Raw genomic sequence first — 17,060 nt, 5'->3', positions numbered from 1 at the left:
GAAGAACGGAAGAACCTGTGACCGCGCATTTCATTCCTTCCCTCCCTGCCTCGCCGAACCGTGGCGTCACCATGACCGAGCCGTGCCGCGGCTGTGGGCGGAGCCGGGGAGCAGGGGGACGAGGGCGTCCCAGCGCGCGATCTGGCAGCCGTCCGCCCGGTCGAACCGCGCGTCGACGGGCCGCCCGGCCCAGGTCCCGGTCACATGGGCGGTGGCCGGACCGCCGTACATCATCGTGCACATCGTGCCGGGCGCCACGGGGGCGAAGGGGTCCTTGCCCCACGTGGTCCGCTGGTCCAGCGCCGCGCACGCCTTGCCCACGTCGGGGTGACTGCCGCCATCGGGATGACACCGCAGCTCGTACGTCCCGTCGCCGCCTTCCGTGTGCTGGACGGTCACGGTCAGCCGGTCCCCGGAATCCTCCCCGCGGGCCGGCGGAGGCATCAGGCTCAGGGAGGCCGGTTCCGCGCGGGCGGCTCCGGCCTGGGCGACGGCGGGCAGGGCGGGTACGGCGGACAGTGCCGCGACGGACGCGGCGGCGGTGAGGACGAGACGACGCAACATGACCTGACTAACGCGAGGGGCCCCGAGCGGTTGCGCGCGGCAGACGCCTGCCCCCGCGCCTCTCAGAGGTTCGGCTCTCCGGCTCCTCGGCTCTCCGGCTCCTCGGGACTTTGCTCTGTGACCCGACTGCCTAGTACCGTGGGAGCCGATTGGTGACACCCCACCCGGCTGTGTCATCATCTGCACGCACCACTCGCGCTCGCGTGGGCGGTTGTGCGGGAGGCGTCGCCTAGTCCGGTCTATGGCGCCGCACTGCTAATGCGGTTTGGGCCTTAAAGCCCATCGAGGGTTCAAATCCCTCCGCCTCCGCGCCAAGATCCGAAGCCCCGGTCCACCTGGACCGGGGCTTCGGCGTTGAGCCCCTCTGGAGCGCGTTTGCCCAGCTCACAAGGGGTGCGGCAAACGGATTTCACATGGCGGCGGCAGTCATGTAATGTTCTTCCTGTCGCCGCGGGCGGGCCGAAAGCCCGGGAAGCGGGACGAAGCAGGAAACAAGAAAACAAGCACTCGTAGCTTAACGGATAGAGCATCTGACTACGGATCAGAAGGTTGCAGGTTCGAATCCTGCCGAGTGCACACCAGACCAGAGGCCCCGTGGAGTGATCCACGGGGCCTCTGGCTTTTGCCTTGACGGCAGTGTTTGACGGCAACCGCTTCCGTTCTGTCCATGAGCTCAGATCCTGTCCGAGCGGGAGCGGGAGGTCGTGATCGGGCCGGACGAGACTGCCCGGTGGGAATCTGCTTCATGCCGGTGACCGACCGCAAGGTCGTCAAGAACCGCCTGCACCTCGATCTGACCTCCATGGCGGAGGACCGGGAAGCCGAGATCGAGCGAATCCTTGCCCTCGGCGCGGTCGTGGACCGTGCTGGCCGATCCGGAGGGGAACGAGTTCTGCGTAGTCCGTCCGAAGGACACCCTCATCGGATAGTCCTGGGTGTCGATCAGACAGCTACCGGGACACCAGCTGCACAGTGCCTCGAAGGAGCGGTTCCGGGCCGCTGGCCGGAGCACGTACGGCGTGCACGAGCGGCCGGCGGTGGTGGAGGGGGTGCTTCGGCCGCCACCCTGGGGACCACCGGCGGTACCGAGGACCCCACCTTCGCGGTTACTGCCGGCTCCCTGCCCCCGGCCTGAGCCTCGACCCGGACAGCGGAGAGATCTCCGGCACTCCCACCACAAATGGCACGTTCAGGCTCACTGCCACGGCCACCGATCCCAACCCGAACGTGCCTGCGGCCTCACGGCAGTTCACACTCACCGTGCAGTCCCCCGCCCCCCTACCTGCGCCACCAGCCCCGCCGACCTGCGGGCCCAAGGCTTCAACGTCATCACCGGCAACGACCGCCCCAACATCCGAGGCCAGGTGTGCGGACGGCGCGCAGGCGGTTCAGAGGCCCCGGAGGGATCCGGGGCCTCTGGCGTTCGGGGAGTACGGGGCTGTGGGTTCGGTCGGTGTCGGAGCGCTCGGTCTTTTGGGTGTCAGTCGGCACGGGTGGCGTGGGCGTGCGGGTCGTGGACGCTCGCGAGGAGTTGCTGGTACGTCTCCTGCATGGGCTTCTCCTTCCCCTTCGGGCCGAGAGAGATGATCTCGATGAAGTGGGCGTCGCCGGCGATGAGGCGGGCGGAACCCGCAGCCCCGTCAGGGGCGGAGAGACGCGCGTCGAGGCCCGGCTGGCCGTGGACCGTGATCTTGTGGACGTTGGTGCTGGAGAGCTTGTGCTTGGGGGACTGGGTGCCCGCGTTGTAGCCGTCCACCAAGCCCCGAAGAGCGTCGTCGAGTTCCCCCTGGGCGCGGGGCAGGTCGAAGACCGCGAAGACGATGACCCCGTTATCGGTCCTCACCTTGTAAAGGCGACCGTTCATTCCGTCCACGGCCTGGGTGAACTGCATGACCTCGGGCTTTCCGGGGAGCCGGAACTTGATGCCGCTCACGGCGTCGGTGGTCTCCACCCATTGCTTGGCGGAAGCGGGGCTGCCGTGCTGACGGTGAGCGTCGTGATCGGAGGCGACCGTGGTGACGGTGGCCGTGTGCGGCGCCGCCGTGGCGGCCATCGCGCTGCTGGGCAACACCGCGCCTCCGGCGATCACGGTGGTCGAGGCGGCGAGCAGCAGAAGGCGCTGGAAATGGGAACGGCGAGTCATGGAAATTCACATCCCGTGGAATTGGGGAGAGGGTGGACAGTGGGTTGACGAATGGTCTGCGACTTATGGGTTTCCGGCCGTGCATCGCATGTGTCCATTAGGCCCGGTCCTTTGAATCGGGTCATGCCCCTGAATCACGTGACGCGAGAAGCCGGGACTTGACCGATGCCGTTGGTCCGAGCACAATCCCCGGCCCGCACGCCGTCGCCGCGGGCTTCCCGTGTGGGGGTGCTTGCGGGGAATCGATCCTGCTGTCGTCTATCGAGTGAACGTCATTGATTTCTAAGGGAGTTGCATGCTTCCTCGCCTATTTTCCGGCGTGGAGGTGGTGCTCGATGTACGAGCAGGACGCGATCGACGTCAACGACTTCGTGTTCGCGGCGACGGGGGCGCGGGTGCGGAGGCTCACGCCGGCTGAGGGGGAGCACTGGTTCCCGGCGGCGGACGTGGCCAAGGACCTCGGCTACACCAACACCCGCCAAGCCCTTCTCTGGCATGTCGCGGAAGATTGCCAACAGAGCCTCGAGGATCTTGCACGAAGCGTCTATGGAGTAGACGCATTGAGCAAGATTGCAGGTCACGGGCTCAAGAAGTCGATGAAGATGGTGAATCTGCAGGGGCTCGTCAGACTGGTCAACGGGTGCACCAAGCCCGAGTGCGAGCCCTTCAAGGCCTGGGTGGCCGAGGTCGTCGTGACCATCCAGCGCGACGGCTGCTACGAACTCGAGCCGGCCCCCGTACAGCCCGCCCCCGGCGGTGGCGTCGCCTACGTCGTGCCCCAGCAGGTCGCCGATGCCATCGTGCGGCTCGAGGAGCGGAACATTCGGGCGGACGAGGAGTTCGCGGCGCGGGCGGCGGCGCGGAACGAATTGCTGGCCGAGCGCAATGCCCTGATGGCTGAGGGTAATCGGCTGGCGGCTCAACGGGAGCAGTTGATGGCCGAGAGGAATCAGCTGTTGCGGGAGTCGAACGCTGACCGGAGCGCCATGGCCCGGAACCAGGACGCGATGGCGCGCAGCCAGGAAATGATCTTTAGAAGTCAGGAGGTGATCGCTCGCAGCCAGGAGGTGATCGCCCGGAGCCAGGACGCGATGGCGGCGGCCCTGGGGCGCATGGCCGAGTCGTTGGACCGGATCGCGGGGCGGATGGGGGCGGGCGGCGGGGGCCGGAAGCCGCCGGTGATGACTCCGCAGGAACTGCTGGCGGGGTGGCAGGCGAGGAATCTTGTCGTCACCGCGGATGTGCACGCCGTGGCGGCGTATCTCGCGCCCGCCCTCGTGCGGGGGAAGGCGCAGTACCGGCTGGAGGACATCGCCGGGCGGACCGGGCTGACGGTGGAGCGCGTGCACGACAGTGTGCGGATGCTGCTCAAGCGCGGATGTATGAAGCAGAGCGGGTGCGCAGCGGACGGGGCGCCGGTGTACGTGCTGCCTTAGGGGGTTGCCAGGGGGACGCCGGGGGGCCAGGGAACGCCGAAGGACGCCGAGGACGTCGGGCGAAGGGCGCCGGACGAAGGAGAAGGGCCCGAAGTCGCATCCCATACTTGCGGCTTCGGGCCCTCCCCACGTTAGGTGAAGGCGCGCCGGCTCAGTCGCCCTTCCGCAGCTCCTCCAGGTATTCGCCCATCAGCCTTCCCGTACGGGTGAACCAGTCGTACAGGACTGCGATTTCGGCGGGCGAGTAGTCGGAGAAGAGTTCGGTGACGCGGGCGTAGTGCGGCTCGTAGAGGGCCTTGACGCGGGCGACCGCGTCCGGGTTCGCGGCCACGCGGACGCGGCGGCGGTCGTCGGGGTCGGGACGGCGGGTGACGTAGTCGGCGCGTTCGAGGCGGTTGAGGATCCCCGTGACGGCGCCCGTCGTGACATGGGCCCGCTCTGCGAGGTCGCCGGCCGTGAGCAGCGTGTCGCCCGCCTCCAGGACGAAGCCGAAGCACGTGAGGTCGGTGACGTTCAGGTTCAGCCGCTGGGCCATCTCCTGCTGGCCGATCATGCCCGTCGCGATGAGGTGGTCCATCGCGCTCAGCGCCTGGGCCGGAGTCGCGGGTGGGCGCGGCGTGCCCTGCTGCATGGGCATTTCCCTTAGTGCGTGAGATGTTTCTGGGGTAGATTTCTTAGCGTATGAGGGATTCTAGTCCCTCACATCACGAAACTCCGCTGTTCGGACAGAGGGAGGCAATACGTGAGCAAGCATGACGAGGGGCACACCCTCGCGGGCTGGACCGGATTCGGGATCGCCACCGTGGGGGTGGTGGGCATCGGGCTGGGGGTCTGCGCCGACAACGCCCTCGGCGAGTGGGGCGGGCTGGCGGTCGTGGCCGTGAGCGTGCTGGTCACCTGGGTGCTCCATCTCGCCGGATGGGGCAAGCCGCCCGGGCGACGGCCGACCTCGGAGTGGGGACTGCGGGTCAGGGACCTCGGCGCGCGGCAGGGGCACCCCGGGTGTGTGGGGTGCCGACTGGCGGGGCGCGGGCGGCCCGCGATCAGGTCGGACGTGGCTGTCGGCGGTAAGCCTGTGAGTGGTGAACCCGTGACCGAGTCCATCACCTGAACGGCTGCCCGGGCGGAGGCGGCTTGATCGCCGGTCCCGTTGTCGGTGGCAACGCCTACGCTCGTGAGTGATGGCACAGACGTGGAGATGTTCGGGTCTGCGGTGGTCTGCGGACGGCCCCGTGCTGATGTGGGGCGGCGGGCGGGGCAGTGCGCTGTCCTGGGGGAAGCGGGTGGCCTTTGGGGTGGTGGACGAGGGCGTACGGACCTGTGTGGGGGCGCGGGGGAACGCGTGTCCGGTGCGGGCGGTGGTGTCGGGGCGGAGTGCGGGGGCCCGTTGTGAGGAGTGCGCGCGGCTGGACCGTGCGCACTCCGTGGCCGCCGACACGATGGCCGACGACCCGCGGCCCTACCGCGTGTATCTCGCCTGGTTCGGGCCCGGCATGGTCAAGGTCGGGATCACCGGGGCCGCCCGCGGGTCGGCGCGGCTGCTGGAGCAGGGGGCCGTCGTCTTCAGCTGGCTGGGGCAGGGGCCGTTGATGGCGGCGCGGCGGACGGAGGAACTGCTGCGGGCCGCGCTCCGGGTGCCGGACCGGATCCCGTACGCCGAGAAGCGGGCGGTGCGGGCCGCGCTGCCGGGGGCGGCCGAGCGGCTCGAGGAGATCCGGGAGCTGCACGCGCGGGTCATGGAGCTCGAAGGCTGGCCCGAGTCCCTGGAGCGGGCGCCCTTCCAGGCCGTCGATCACACCGAGGTGTTCGGGCTCGAAGGGCTCCCGCCCGCCATCGGTGTCGTGAGCGAGCTGGTCGCGGGTGGTGTGGTGAGCGGGGAGCTGGTCGCCGCGGCCGGGCCCGATCTGCATCTGGCGACCGGGCGTGGGGTCGTCGTGGTCGATACGCGGCTCATGACCGGGTGGGAGCTGACCGCGGTCAGGGGTGAGCAACTGACGGTTCCCGTAAGGGAGTGGGAGGACAGGAGTGTGAGGCAGGACGGGCTCTTCTGAGTGCCCGGGTCCGAGTGCCCGCGTGAGCGCCCGAGTCCGAGTGCCCGCGCGGATGCCGTTCTCCGAGGGTCAAGAGTTGGATCCCTCTTGGATCCCGTTCGGAAAGGGCCTGGACGGGTGGGGACACGCGGCCCGACAGTGGCTGACATGAGTGATCACTCCACCGCACCTGTCGCAGCCCACGAACCCCCCTACTACGTAGCCGTGTTCACCTCCGTCAGGACCGAGGACGACGGAGGGTACGGAGAGACCGCCGAGCGCATGGAGGAGCTGGTGAAGGACATCCCGGGCTACCTCGGCATGGACCAGGCGCACACGCCGGGCGGACTGTCGATCACCGTCGGGTACTTCCGGGACGCGGACGCGATCAGGGAGTGGAGCGGACACGCCGAGCACCGCGCGGCGCAGCGGCGTGGCCGCGCCGAGTGGTACGAGCGCTACACGCTGCACATCGCCAAGGTCGAGCGGAGCCATGAGTTCGAGCGGACTCCAGGGGACTGAGCGGAACATCGGGACTCAGCAGGGCACGAAGGCAGGGCGGAGTGGCAGGAGCGAGCGTGCGGGCGACTGGCGGGACTGGCGGGACTGGCGGGTCTGGTGGGACTGACGGGTCCGGCGGGACTGACGGGTCCGGCGGGGAAGACGTACGGCGGTTCTGGGAGCGGCTCGGGCTTCCGGGGCTCGTCGATGTCCACACGCACTTCATGCCCGAGCGCGTCCTGCGCAAGGTGTGGGACTACTTCGACGCGCTCGGGCCGCTGACCGGCGGCGTCGAGTGGCCCATCACCTACCGCGCGGAGGAGAGCGAGCGGCTCGCGGTCATCCGGGAGTTCGGGGTACGGGCCTTCACCGCGATGCTCTACCCGCACAAGGCCGGCATGGCGCAGTGGCTGAACTCCTGGGCCGTCGACTTCGCCCGCCGGACGCCCGACTGTCTGCACACCGCGACCCTGTTCCCCGAGCCGGGCGTCGAGGGGTATGTGCGGGAGGCCCTGGAGCAAGGGGCTCGCGTCTTCAAGGCGCACGTCCAGGTGGGAGCGTACGACCCGAGTGATCGACTCCTCGACTCCACCTGGGGGCTGCTCGCCGAGGCCGGGGTCCCTGTCGTGATCCACTGCGGGTCCGGTCCCGCGCCCGGCAAACACACCGGGCCCGAACCGGTCGCCCGTGTCCTCGCCCGGCATCCCCGACTGCGTCTGATCGTGGCGCACATGGGGATGCCCGAGTACGAGGACTTCCTCGCCCTCGCGGAGCGCTACGGGGAGGTGCGGCTGGACACGACGATGGCGTTCACGGACTTCAGCGAGCGGTTCGCGCCGTTTCCGCGGGAGGCCAGGAACCGGCTCGTCGCCCTCGGTGACCGGGTCCTGCTGGGGACCGACTTCCCGAACATCCCCTATCCGTACGTCCATCAGCTGCACGCCCTCGAACGGCTCGGGCTGGGGGACGACTGGCTGAGGGCCGTCTGCTACGAGAACGGCGCTCGTCTCTTCGCGATCAGTCCCTGAACGGGGCGCCCCGGAACGCCCCTCGGGAACTTCGTGATCTTCCCAGGAGTTCCCTGAGAGGCACCTGTGTGTTTCTCAGGAAAATCACAGGTTCCCGAAAGCGTGCTCTCAGAGGACCCCGACAAGGTGTCCGCTATGACCACGACCTCGCCCCAGGGGCGCACCGAACTGCTGAGGCCGGACGGGAGCCCCGTCCGAGTGCTGGTAGTGGACGACGAGCTGTCGATCACCGAACTGCTCTCCATGGCCCTTCGCTACGAAGGCTGGCAGATCCGCAGCGCGGGTGACGGACAGGGCGCGGTGCAGACCGCGCGCGAGTTTCGGCCCGACGCCGTTGTCCTCGACATGATGCTGCCGGACATGGACGGCCTCGCGGTCCTGGGGCGCCTGCGCCGCGATCTGCCCGACGTACCCGTCCTCTTCCTCACGGCCAAGGACGCCGTCGAGGACCGCATCGCGGGGCTTACGGCCGGCGGCGACGACTACGTCACCAAGCCCTTCAGCCTCGAGGAGGTCGTGGCCCGGCTGCGCGGACTGATCCGCCGTTCCGGTGCCGCCGACAGGCGTTCCGACTCCGTGCTCGTCGTCGGCGACCTCACCCTCGACGAGGACAGCCACGAGGTCTCGCGTGCCGGGGAGAACATCCACCTCACCGCGACCGAGTTCGAACTCCTGCGGTTCCTCATGCGTAATCCCCGGCGTGTACTCAGCAAGGCACAGATACTCGACCGCGTGTGGTCGTACGACTTCGGCGGCCAGGCCAACGTCGTCGAGCTCTACATCTCGTACCTGCGCCGCAAGATCGACGCCGGACGTGAGCCGATGATCCACACCAGGCGTGGGGCCGGTTACCTGATCAAGCCCGCGGCGTCATGAGCGGGCGACGACGGCCGCGTAAGCAGGGGCGAGGACGACAGCCGCGCACGCTGCGGACGCGGCTCGTCGTCTCCGCGGTGACGCTGATCGCGGTGGTGTGTGCGGTGATCGCTACCGTGACGACCCTCGCGCTGCGGGATCACTTGTACGGGCAGCTGGACACCACGCTGGGCGAGACCGTCGGGCGGGCGACCGGCGGTGGCCCGGACAAGCCGGGGGGCCTACCGCCGAACAACACGCAGAACCAGTCCAACGGCAGCCTGCAGAACGACACATTCAGCTTCCTCAAGCGTGGGCCGAACCAAGAGAACACCATCGCCGCCGTCGTGAAGAACGGCAGGATCACCGAGGGGGTCATCTCCAAGGAGGGGGCGACCACCACCACTGTCGGCGTCCCGGAGATGGTGACCAACAAGCTCAACGAGGCCCAGTTGGCCGCGCTCGGCTCCGTGTCGAAGACCGGCGCGCACAGCGTCGACATCCCCGGCCTCGGCGAGTACCGCGTCACGTACCAGGAAGGCCCCAGGGGCGCCTACTACGTCGCCATCCCGACGGCTTCCGTCACCAACACCATCAACACCCTCATCTGGGTAGAAGTCAGCGTCACTGCCGCCGGTCTCATCGCCGCCGGTATCGCCGGCAGCGTCCTCGTCGGGCTCGCCCTGCGCCCCCTGCGCAAGGTCGCCTCCACCGCCACCCGCGTCTCCGAACTCCCCCTGCACACCGGCGAGGTCACCCTCTACGAGCGGGTGCCGGAGTCCGAGGCCGACCCGCACACCGAGGTCGGTCAGGTCGGCGCCGCGCTCAACCGCATGCTCGACCACATCCACAGCGCCCTGCACGCACGCCAGCAGAGCGAGATGCGCGTACGGCAGTTCGTCGCGGACGCGAGTCATGAGCTGCGTACACCGCTGGCGTCGATCCGCGGTTATGCCGAGCTGACCAGACGCGGCCGCGAGGAGACCGGGCCCGACACCCGGCACGCCCTCGGCCGGATCGAGTCCGAGGCCGGGCGCATGACCCTGCTCGTCGAGGACCTGCTGCTGCTCGCGCGGCTGGACGCCGGACGCCCGCTCCAGTACGACCAGACCGACCTCGTACCGCTCGTCATCGACGCCGTGAGCGACGCCCGGGCGGCCGGACGCGACCACAACTGGCGGCTCGAACTGCCGGAGGAGCCCGCGCTGGTCCTCGCGGACGCCGCACGGCTGCAACAGGTCATGGTCAATCTCTTCGCGAACGCCAGAACGCACACCCCACCCGGTACGACCGTCACCGCACGCGTGCACCGGCACGGACCGTGGCTGTGCGTGGACGTCCAGGACGACGGGCCCGGCATCCCGCCCGACCTGCTTCCGCGCGTCTTCGAACGCTTCGCACGCGGTGATTCCTCGCGTTCCCGGTCCTCCGGCTCGACGGGCCTGGGACTGGCCATCGTGCAGGCCGTCGCGGCCGCGCACGGCGGTGCCGTCACCGTGGACAGCATGCCCGGACGGACCGTGTTCACCCTTCATTTGCCCGCGATCGCCGTCGATCCGTTCGTGGAAACAAAGGCGCAACTGTTCTCACAGGCACAGCACAGCGCCACCACATGGGTGCAACAGGGCGTTTGACGAGAGTCGTTCGCATGCGAACCGACTCTTCTCCCGGCAACCTGCCGGCGCGGGAGCACCTCCCGGCCGGGTCCGCCGGTACGCCTGTCCTGGACGTAGTGATCCCCGTTTACAACGAGGAGAAGGATCTCCAGCCGTGTGTGGTGAGACTGCACGAGCATCTCAAGCGCACCTTCCCGTACGCGTTCCGCATCACGGTCGCGGACAACGCCTCGACGGACACCACCCCTCAGGTGGCCGCACGGCTGGAGTCGGAGCTACCGGAAGTCAGGTCCTTCCGGCTTGAGCAGAAGGGCCGCGGGCGCGCGCTGCGCACCGTGTGGTCGGCCTCGGACGCTCCGATCCTCGCCTACATGGACGTGGACCTGTCCACCGACCTCAACGCCCTCCTCCCGCTGGTGGCCCCGCTGATCTCGGGCCACTCGGACCTCGCGATCGGCTCCCGGCTCGCCCGCAGCTCGCGCGTGGTGCGCGGGGCCAAGCGGGAGTTCATCAGCCGCACCTACAACCTGATCCTGCGCGGCTCGCTGCAGGCCCGCTTCTCGGACGCGCAGTGCGGCTTCAAGGCGATCCGCCGCGATGTCGCCCAGGTACTGCTGCCGCTGATCGAGGACACCGGCTGGTTCTTCGACACCGAGATGCTGGTGCTCGCCGAGCGCGCCGGACTGCGCATCCACGAGGTGCCGGTCGACTGGGTCGACGACCCGAACTCGACCGTGCACATCGTGAAGACCGCGACCGACGACCTGAAGGGCGTGTGGCGCGTGGGGCGCGCCCTCGCCACCGGTTCGCTCCCGCTCGACCGGCTCGCGCGCCCCTTCGGGGACGATCCGCGCGACCGCGACCTGACCGACGTACCCAAGGGCCTGGCCCGCCAGCTCGTCGGCTTCTGTGTGGTGGGCGCCCTGTCCACCCTCTTCTACCTGCTTCTGTACAGCGGCTTCCGCTCGTTCTCGGGCTCGCAGATCGCCAACGCGCTCGCCCTGCTCGTGTCGGCCGTCGCCAACACCGCGGCCAACCGCCGCCTGACCTTCGGCGTCCGCGGTCGCGGCAGCGCGGTCCGGCACCAGGCACAGGGCCTGGTCGTCTTCGGTATCGGCCTCGCCCTCACCAGCGGCTCGCTCGCCGCCCTGAACGCGGCGACGAGCAGCCCGGCGCACTCCACCGAACTCGCGGTGCTCATCGCCGCCAACCTCGCGGCGACCGTGCTGCGGTTCCTGCTCTTCCGCGCCTGGGTCTTCCCGGACCGACGTGACGAGACGGGGGCCTCGACCGTCGTCGCCTCGCACAACCCGGCCGCGCACAACCCGGCCTCGCCCACCTACGGCACGACGACGGCGGCGCACCAGCAGCACCAGCACCCGCAGCAGCTCCCGCACCAGCATCACCCGCACACGCCGCTGCCCCAGCGCCCGAACGCGACGGCGCCCCAAGCTCCGTACATCAACTACGACCACAACCAGACCAACGAGTTCCGCGCCGGTGAAGCCGCGGACCGCACCTGGGGGGACGCAACCATGCAGCTGCAAGCGGTGCGCCCGCACGATCACGACCCGAGGGACACGAGGGACGCACGATGACGACTCAGTCCGACACGAGCCATCAGGGGGGCGCGAGCCCCTCCGGGGGCGCCGAGCTCTCCTGGGGACCGCCGAGCTCGACGGCTCTGCAGGAGCCCGTGGCGCCGCCCACCGCGGCCCCCCGGTCCGGTGAGCCCAAGCAGCCGTTCTTCCACCGCGTCTGGCGCGGCCGGCCCGAGGACCCGCGCTGGGCGCGCCCCGCCTTCCTCGCCCTGCTCGTCGCCACCGGCCTGCTCTACCTCTACAACCTGAGCGCCTCCGGGTACGCCAACTCCTTCTACTCCGCGGCAGTCCAGGCCGGCAGCCAGAGCTGGAAGGCCCTCTTCTTCGGCTCGCTCGACTCGGCCAACGCCATCACCGTCGACAAGCCCCCGGCCTCACTGTGGCCGATGGCCCTGTCGGTACGGATCTTCGGTCTCAACTCGTGGGCGATCCTCGTCCCCGAGGTGCTGATGGGCGTCGCCACGGTCGGCGTCCTGTACGGGGCACTGCGCCGTCGCTTCAGCCCAGCGGCCGGTCTGATCGCGGGTGCGGTGCTCGCGCTCACTCCCGTCGCCGCGCTGATGTTCCGGTTCAACAACCCGGACGCGATGCTCGCGCTGCTGATGACCGTCACGATCTACTGCGTGGTCCGCGCTCTGGAGGACGGCCGGACGAAGTGGCTGGTCTGGGCGGGTGTCGCGGTCGGCTTCGCGTTCCTCGCGAAGACCCTGCAGGCCTTCCTGATCCTGCCGCCGCTCGCGGTCGTGTACGCGGTCTGCGCGCCGGTGCAGCTCAGGAAGCGGTTCGCCCAGCTGGGTCTTTCGGCGGTGGCGATGGTCGTCGCCGGCGGCTGGTGGGTGGCGATCGTGGAGCTGTGGCCCGCGTCCTCCCGCCCGTACATCGGCGGCTCGCAGAACAACTCCTTCCTCGAGCTGACCTTCGGCTACAACGGCCTCGGCCGTATCAACGGCGACGAGACCGGCAGCGTCGGTGGTGGCGGCGGTGGCGGTGGCACCGGCCAGTGGGGCGAGACCGGCTGGAACCGGATGTTCAACTCGGAGATCGGCAGCCAGATCGCATGGCTGCTGCCCGCCGCGCTGATCCTGTTCGTCGCGGGGATCGTGCTCACGCGCAAGGCCAGGCGGACCGACCTGACGCGCAGCTCGTTCCTCGCCTGGGGCGGCGCGCTGCTGATGACGACGATCATCTTCAGCTACATGGCCGGCATCTTCCACCAGTACTACACGGTGGCCCTGGCCCCCTACATCGCGGCCGTCGTCGGCATGGGCGCGACGGTGCTGTGGGAGGAGCGGAGCAAGGTCTGGGCCTCGCTCACCCTCGCCGGCGCGGTCACCGCGACCGCCGCCTGGGGATACGTTCTCCTCAACCGCACCCCCACCTACCTCCCGTGGCTGAAGTGGCTGGTCCTCATCGGCGGTCTGGTCGGCGCGCTCGGCCTGATCTTCGCGGCCAGGCTGGGCCGTCAACTGGCCCTCGCGGCGGTCGGACTGAGCTTCGTGGCCTCAGTCGCGGGCCCGACGGCGTACACGCTGTCCACGGTGAACACCGGGCACACCGGTTCGATCGTCACGGCCGGTCCCGCGGGCGCCAGCATGATGGGCGGCCGGGGTGGTCCCGGTGGCGGCGGTGGCACGCGGGGCGGCTTCCCCGGTGGCGGCAACACCCAGGGCCAGAACCAGCAGGGCGGCAACGGCACCACCCAGCAGGGCGGCGGCATGGGCCAGCCCCCGACGGGCGGCACGGGCGGCACCGGTGGAACCGGCGGCTTCCCCGGTCAGAACCAGCAGGGCAACGGCAACACCCAGGGCCAGAACCAGCAGGGCGGCATGCCCGGCGGTGGCGCGATGGGCGAGGGCGGCATGGGCGGTGGCGGCGTGGGCGGTCTGCTCAACGGCGCGACCGTCGGCTCCGCGGCCAAGAAGCTGCTGGAGACGAACGCGGACGACTACACCTGGGCGGCCGCGGCCATCGGTTCCCAGAACTCCGCGAGCTACCAGCTTGCCACCGGCAAGCCGGTGATGGCGATCGGCGGCTTCAACGGCACCGACCCGTCCCCGACGCTGGCCCAGTTCAAGAAGTACGTGACGGACGGCAAGATCCACTACTTCATCTCGGGCGGCGGCATGGGCGGTGGCATGGGCGGCGGCAACTCCTCCTCCACCACCTCCACCTCCTCCCAGATCAGCTCGTGGGTCACGGCCAACTTCAAGAAGGTGACGGTCGGTTCGGCCACCTTCTACGACCTGACGCAGCCGACCAAGTAGCTGACGGCAGGTCCTGTACGCAGGGCGGTGGCCCGGAGCGATCCAGCTCCGGGCCACCGCCCTTTTCGTACGCCCCTCTCGTGCGCCCTTTTCGTACGCCCGGAGAACCGCGTTGTACGCTGTATGGGAACTGCTCTACGGTGTACAGCATGTCGACGACTCCCCCAGGGCACCCCGAGGACCAGCCGCAAGGCCACCCCCAACGCTGGCTGATCCTCGGCGTCATCTGCCTCGCCCAACTGACCGTGCTGCTCGACAACACCGTCCTGAACGTCGCGATCCCCTCCCTCACCCGGGAGCTGGGCGCGGCCACCTCCGACATCCAGTGGATGATCAACGCCTACTCGCTGGTGCAGTCCGGGCTGCTGCTCACGGCGGGCAGCGCGGCCGACCGCTACGGCCGCAAGAAGATGCTGATCGCGGGTCTCGTCCTCTTCGGGATCGGCTCGGTGGTGGCCGGACTCGCCGACTCCACGGGCCAGTTGATCGCCGCACGGGCCGGTATGGGTGTCGGCGGCGCGCTCCTGCTGACCACCACGCTCGCCGTCGCCATGCAGGTCTTCACCCCCGCGGAGCACCCGAAGGCCATCGGCATCTGGAGCGCCGTCAACGCCCTCGGCTTCGCGGCCGGACCGCTCCTCGGCGGCTTCATACTGAACCACTTCTGGTGGGGTGCGATCTTCCTGGTCAACCTGCCGGTGGTGGCCCTGGGCCTCGCCGCGGTGGTGGCCCTCGTACCGGAGTCGAAGAGTCCGCGCGGGGACCGCCCCGACCTCCTGGGAGCGCTGCTTTCCACGATCGGCATGACCGCACTCGTGTACGCGATCATCTCCGGACCCGAACACGGCTGGACGTCGGGCCGGGTCCTGGCCACGGACGCGGTCGCCGTGCTGGTGCTGGCCGCCTTCGCGTACTGGGAGAGCCGGATCCCGTACCCCATGCTCGACCTGCACTTCTTCCGCGACCGGCGCTTCACCGGAGCCGTCGCGGGAGCCGTCCTCATCACCTTCGGCATGGGCGGTGCCCTCTTCCTCCTCACCCAGCACCTGCAATTCGTCCTGGGATACGGCCCGCTGGAAGCCGGACTGCGTACGGCGCCGCTCGCGCTCGCGGTCGTGGCGCTGAACTTCTCAGGCCTCTCGGCGAAGTGGACGGCGAGACTCGGCACACCGGTGTCGATCGCGCTCGGCATGACGCTGATGTCGGCCGGGCTGGTGTCGATCGCCACGCTCGCCGCGCACGGGTACGGCGGCACACTGCTCGGGCTGTTGCTGATCGGCGCGGGCGCCGCCGTGGCCAACCCGGCCATGGCACACGCCATCATGAGCGCGATTCCGCCGGAGAAGGCGGGCGTGGGCGCGGGCATCAACGGCACGCTCGCCGAGTTCGGCAACGGCCTCGGCGTGGCGGTGCTCGGGGCGATCCTCAACTCCCGGTTCGCGGCGCTGATTCCGGTGGCGGCGGCCTCGCTCCCGGCGGCGCTGGCCTCGGCGGGTTCGGAGGAGGAGCGCGGGCGGATCACGGACGCGTTCTCGTCGGGGCTGGAGACCAGCCAACTGGTGGGCGCGGTGGCCGTCCTTCTCGGTGGACTGCTGGCCGCGGCGTTGCTAGGGCGTGCGGAGAGGGCAGACTCCGCGGTGGCGGTGTCGGCGTAGCGCCCGCTTAGCATCAGGGTTCCGAGTTCCGATCATCAGTCATGAGTTTCGAGTCTCGAGTTTCGAGTTCCGAGGAAGGTGCGCCATGGTGAGGGCAGCCGACCGTGCCGAGCGTCCGGCGCGGACCAGTGTCTGGCTGGAGGGCAAGGCTCCCCGGGGCGCTGCGGCGCGCGGGGGCGGGCAGCCGTCGGGGCTCGACCGGGACCGGATCACCGAGGTCACCGTACGGCTGCTGGATGCCGAGGGCATGGCGAAGTTCTCCATGCGCCGACTGGCCGCCGAGCTGAACGTCACCGCGATGTCCGTGTACTGGTACGTCGACACCAAGGACGACCTGCTCGAGCTCGCCCTCGACGCGGTCTTCGGCGAACTGGAGCTGCCCGACGCGGAGTCGGGCGAGGACTGGCGCGACCAGCTCCGCTCCCTCGCCACCGGCTACCGCGCGCTGCTGGTCCGCCACCCCTGGGTGTCCCCGCTGATCGGGACCTTCCTGAACATCGGCCCGCACTCCATGGCCTTCTCGCTCTGCGTCCAGCAGGTGATCCGCAACACCGGCCTGCCCCGGCACGGCCAGATGGGCGCGCTCTCGGCGGTCTTCCAGTTCGTGTACGGGTTCGGCACCATCGAGGGTCACTTCGTGCAGCGCTGCGCCTCGGCGGGGATGACCCAGGACGAGTACTTCCGTCAGGCCATGAGCACGATCGGCGAACAGCCGCAGTTCTCCGCCAACTTCGAGAACGCCGCGGACCTCATGGAGGCCCGCGGCGGTGACACGGTCGAGGAGATGCGGGAGCGGGACTTCACGTTCGCGCTGGAAACGCTGATCGCGGGGATCGAGACGATGGTCGCCCGGGGTTAGGGCCTGTCCCGTTCCTCCTCGGCCGTTCCCGGGTTACTCCTGGGGTGACAGCCGGGCCGGGAAGCCGCCCGTCGCGACCGGGCCCCACTTCACCGGCGTGACCCGGATGATCGACTTGCCCTGCTTGAGCATGGCCTCCCGGTACTCGTCCCAGTCCGGGTGTTCGCCCGCGATGTTGCGGTAGTACTCGACGAGCGGCTCGACGGATTCGGGGGAGTCGACGACCTCGGCCGTGCCGTCGATCTGGACCCAGGGTCCGTTCCACTCGTCGCTCAGCACGATCAGGCTGACCCGCTCGTCCCGCTTGGCGTTACGGGTCTTCGCGCGTTCGGGGTAGGTCGAGACGACGATCCGCCCGGCGTCGTCGACCCCGCAGGTCAGGGGGGAGCCCTGGGGGCTGCCGTCCGCCCTCCGGGTCAGCAGGATGGCGCGGTGGCGGGGGCGTACGAAGTCGAGCAGTTCGTCCAGGGACACGGCGGTGTTCGTAGCGATGTTCGGTGCCATGTGA

17 protein-coding genes and 2 tRNA genes are annotated in these 17,060 nt (G+C 69.5%); 15 read left to right on the top strand and 4 right to left on the bottom strand.

Translation table 11 applies throughout. From position 1 onward, the window contains the following. Nucleotides 1–66 precede the first annotated feature (66 nt). On the bottom strand, nt 67–564 hold the full coding sequence (locus tag KVT44_RS28795) for an SSI family serine proteinase inhibitor (protein ID WP_099921785.1): 498 nt from the start codon (nt 562–564) through the stop codon (nt 67–69). 218 nt (nt 565–782) lie between these two features. Here KVT44_RS28795 and KVT44_RS28790 point away from each other — a divergent pair. The 4 genes from KVT44_RS28790 (at nt 783) to KVT44_RS61095 (ending at nt 2,151) form a co-directional block, all read left to right on the top strand. After that, nucleotides 783–873, top strand: a tRNA-Ser gene (locus KVT44_RS28790). 194 nt (nt 874–1,067) lie between these two features. Continuing rightward, nucleotides 1,068–1,140: transfer RNA gene (locus KVT44_RS28785), tRNA-Arg, on the top strand. Nucleotides 1,141–1,231: 91 nt separating this feature from the next. After that, a complete protein-coding gene (locus KVT44_RS61100; protein WP_368857594.1) occupies nt 1,232–1,699 on the top strand; it encodes a VOC family protein in 468 nt (155 codons plus the stop codon). Next, the gene (locus tag KVT44_RS61095; RefSeq protein WP_368857595.1) at nt 1,696–2,151 is read left to right on the top strand and encodes a putative Ig domain-containing protein; all 456 of its coding nucleotides are present in this window, start codon (nt 1,696–1,698) and stop codon (nt 2,149–2,151) included. The genes KVT44_RS61100 and KVT44_RS61095 overlap by 4 nt, the downstream gene beginning before the upstream one ends. Here KVT44_RS61095 and KVT44_RS28775 read toward each other — a convergent pair. Beyond that, the gene (locus KVT44_RS28775; RefSeq protein ID WP_217569738.1) at nt 2,045–2,707 is read right to left on the bottom strand and encodes a hypothetical protein; all 663 of its coding nucleotides are present in this window, start codon (nt 2,705–2,707) and stop codon (nt 2,045–2,047) included. The two genes, KVT44_RS61095 and KVT44_RS28775, sit on opposite strands and share 107 nt — an antisense overlap. 335 nt (nt 2,708–3,042) lie before the next feature. On the opposite strand from KVT44_RS28775, the gene KVT44_RS28770 reads away from it, so the two are divergent. Beyond that, nucleotides 3,043–4,143: a Bro-N domain-containing protein gene (locus tag KVT44_RS28770; RefSeq protein WP_217569736.1), complete on the top strand. Its 1,101-nt coding sequence runs from the start codon at nt 3,043–3,045 to the stop codon at nt 4,141–4,143. A 151-nt stretch (nt 4,144–4,294) separates the two neighbouring features. Here KVT44_RS28770 and KVT44_RS28765 read toward each other — a convergent pair whose 3' ends face one another. Further along, nucleotides 4,295–4,780, bottom strand: coding sequence for a MarR family winged helix-turn-helix transcriptional regulator (locus KVT44_RS28765; protein ID WP_190173652.1), 486 nt, complete (start codon nt 4,778–4,780; stop codon nt 4,295–4,297). Between the two features lie 105 nt (nt 4,781–4,885). Here KVT44_RS28765 and KVT44_RS28760 point away from each other — a divergent pair, with 105 nt between their 5' ends. The 10 genes from KVT44_RS28760 to KVT44_RS28715 all read left to right on the top strand — a co-directional run bounded on the left by KVT44_RS28760 (nt 4,886) and on the right by KVT44_RS28715 (nt 16,552). After that, nucleotides 4,886–5,254 carry an HGxxPAAW family protein gene (locus KVT44_RS28760; RefSeq protein WP_308314138.1) on the top strand — a complete coding sequence of 123 codons (369 nt, stop codon included), beginning with the start codon at nt 4,886–4,888 and terminating at the stop codon, nt 5,252–5,254. A 70-nt stretch (nt 5,255–5,324) separates the two neighbouring features. Beyond that, nucleotides 5,325–6,194, top strand: coding sequence for a DUF2797 domain-containing protein (locus KVT44_RS28755; RefSeq protein WP_190173653.1), 870 nt, complete (start codon nt 5,325–5,327; stop codon nt 6,192–6,194). Nucleotides 6,195–6,341: 147 nt separating this feature from the next. Further along, nucleotides 6,342–6,695 (top strand): antibiotic biosynthesis monooxygenase, encoded by a 354-nt coding sequence (locus KVT44_RS28750; protein ID WP_190173654.1) that lies wholly within the window; start codon nt 6,342–6,344, stop codon nt 6,693–6,695. Between the two features lie 56 nt (nt 6,696–6,751). Continuing rightward, the gene (locus KVT44_RS28745) at nt 6,752–7,702 is read left to right on the top strand and encodes an amidohydrolase family protein (protein ID WP_217569733.1); all 951 of its coding nucleotides are present in this window, start codon (nt 6,752–6,754) and stop codon (nt 7,700–7,702) included. 135 nt (nt 7,703–7,837) lie between these two features. Continuing rightward, nucleotides 7,838–8,578: a response regulator transcription factor gene (locus KVT44_RS28740; protein ID WP_054235077.1), complete on the top strand. Its 741-nt coding sequence runs from the start codon at nt 7,838–7,840 to the stop codon at nt 8,576–8,578. Then, nucleotides 8,575–10,191: a HAMP domain-containing sensor histidine kinase gene (locus KVT44_RS28735; protein WP_217569731.1), complete on the top strand. Its 1,617-nt coding sequence runs from the start codon at nt 8,575–8,577 to the stop codon at nt 10,189–10,191. Before KVT44_RS28740 ends, KVT44_RS28735 begins: the two co-directional genes overlap by 4 nt. 14 nt (nt 10,192–10,205) lie before the next feature. Further along, a complete protein-coding gene (locus tag KVT44_RS28730) occupies nt 10,206–11,771 on the top strand; it encodes a bifunctional glycosyltransferase family 2/GtrA family protein (protein WP_217569729.1) in 1,566 nt (521 codons plus the stop codon). Beyond that, nucleotides 11,768–14,038 (top strand): glycosyltransferase family 39 protein, encoded by a 2,271-nt coding sequence (locus KVT44_RS28725; RefSeq protein ID WP_217569727.1) that lies wholly within the window; start codon nt 11,768–11,770, stop codon nt 14,036–14,038. Before KVT44_RS28730 ends, KVT44_RS28725 begins: the two co-directional genes overlap by 4 nt. A gap of 149 nt (nt 14,039–14,187) precedes the next feature. Continuing rightward, nucleotides 14,188–15,693, top strand: coding sequence for an MFS transporter (locus KVT44_RS28720; protein ID WP_099925548.1), 1,506 nt, complete (start codon nt 14,188–14,190; stop codon nt 15,691–15,693). Between the two features lie 85 nt (nt 15,694–15,778). Continuing rightward, nucleotides 15,779–16,552: a TetR/AcrR family transcriptional regulator gene (locus KVT44_RS28715; RefSeq protein WP_217569725.1), complete on the top strand. Its 774-nt coding sequence runs from the start codon at nt 15,779–15,781 to the stop codon at nt 16,550–16,552. A 33-nt stretch (nt 16,553–16,585) separates the two neighbouring features. Here the strand turns inward: KVT44_RS28715 and KVT44_RS28710 are convergent, their stop codons facing one another. Continuing rightward, on the bottom strand, nt 16,586–17,056 hold the full coding sequence (locus tag KVT44_RS28710) for a PPOX class F420-dependent oxidoreductase (protein WP_054235072.1): 471 nt from the start codon (nt 17,054–17,056) through the stop codon (nt 16,586–16,588). Nucleotides 17,057–17,060 lie beyond the last annotated feature (4 nt).

Origin of the sequence: Streptomyces sp. GbtcB7, from assembly GCF_019091445.1 — a bacterium.
GTDB lineage: Bacteria > Actinomycetota > Actinomycetes > Streptomycetales > Streptomycetaceae > Streptomyces > Streptomyces mirabilis.
This window is presented reverse-complemented; position numbering and strand designations above follow the sequence as displayed.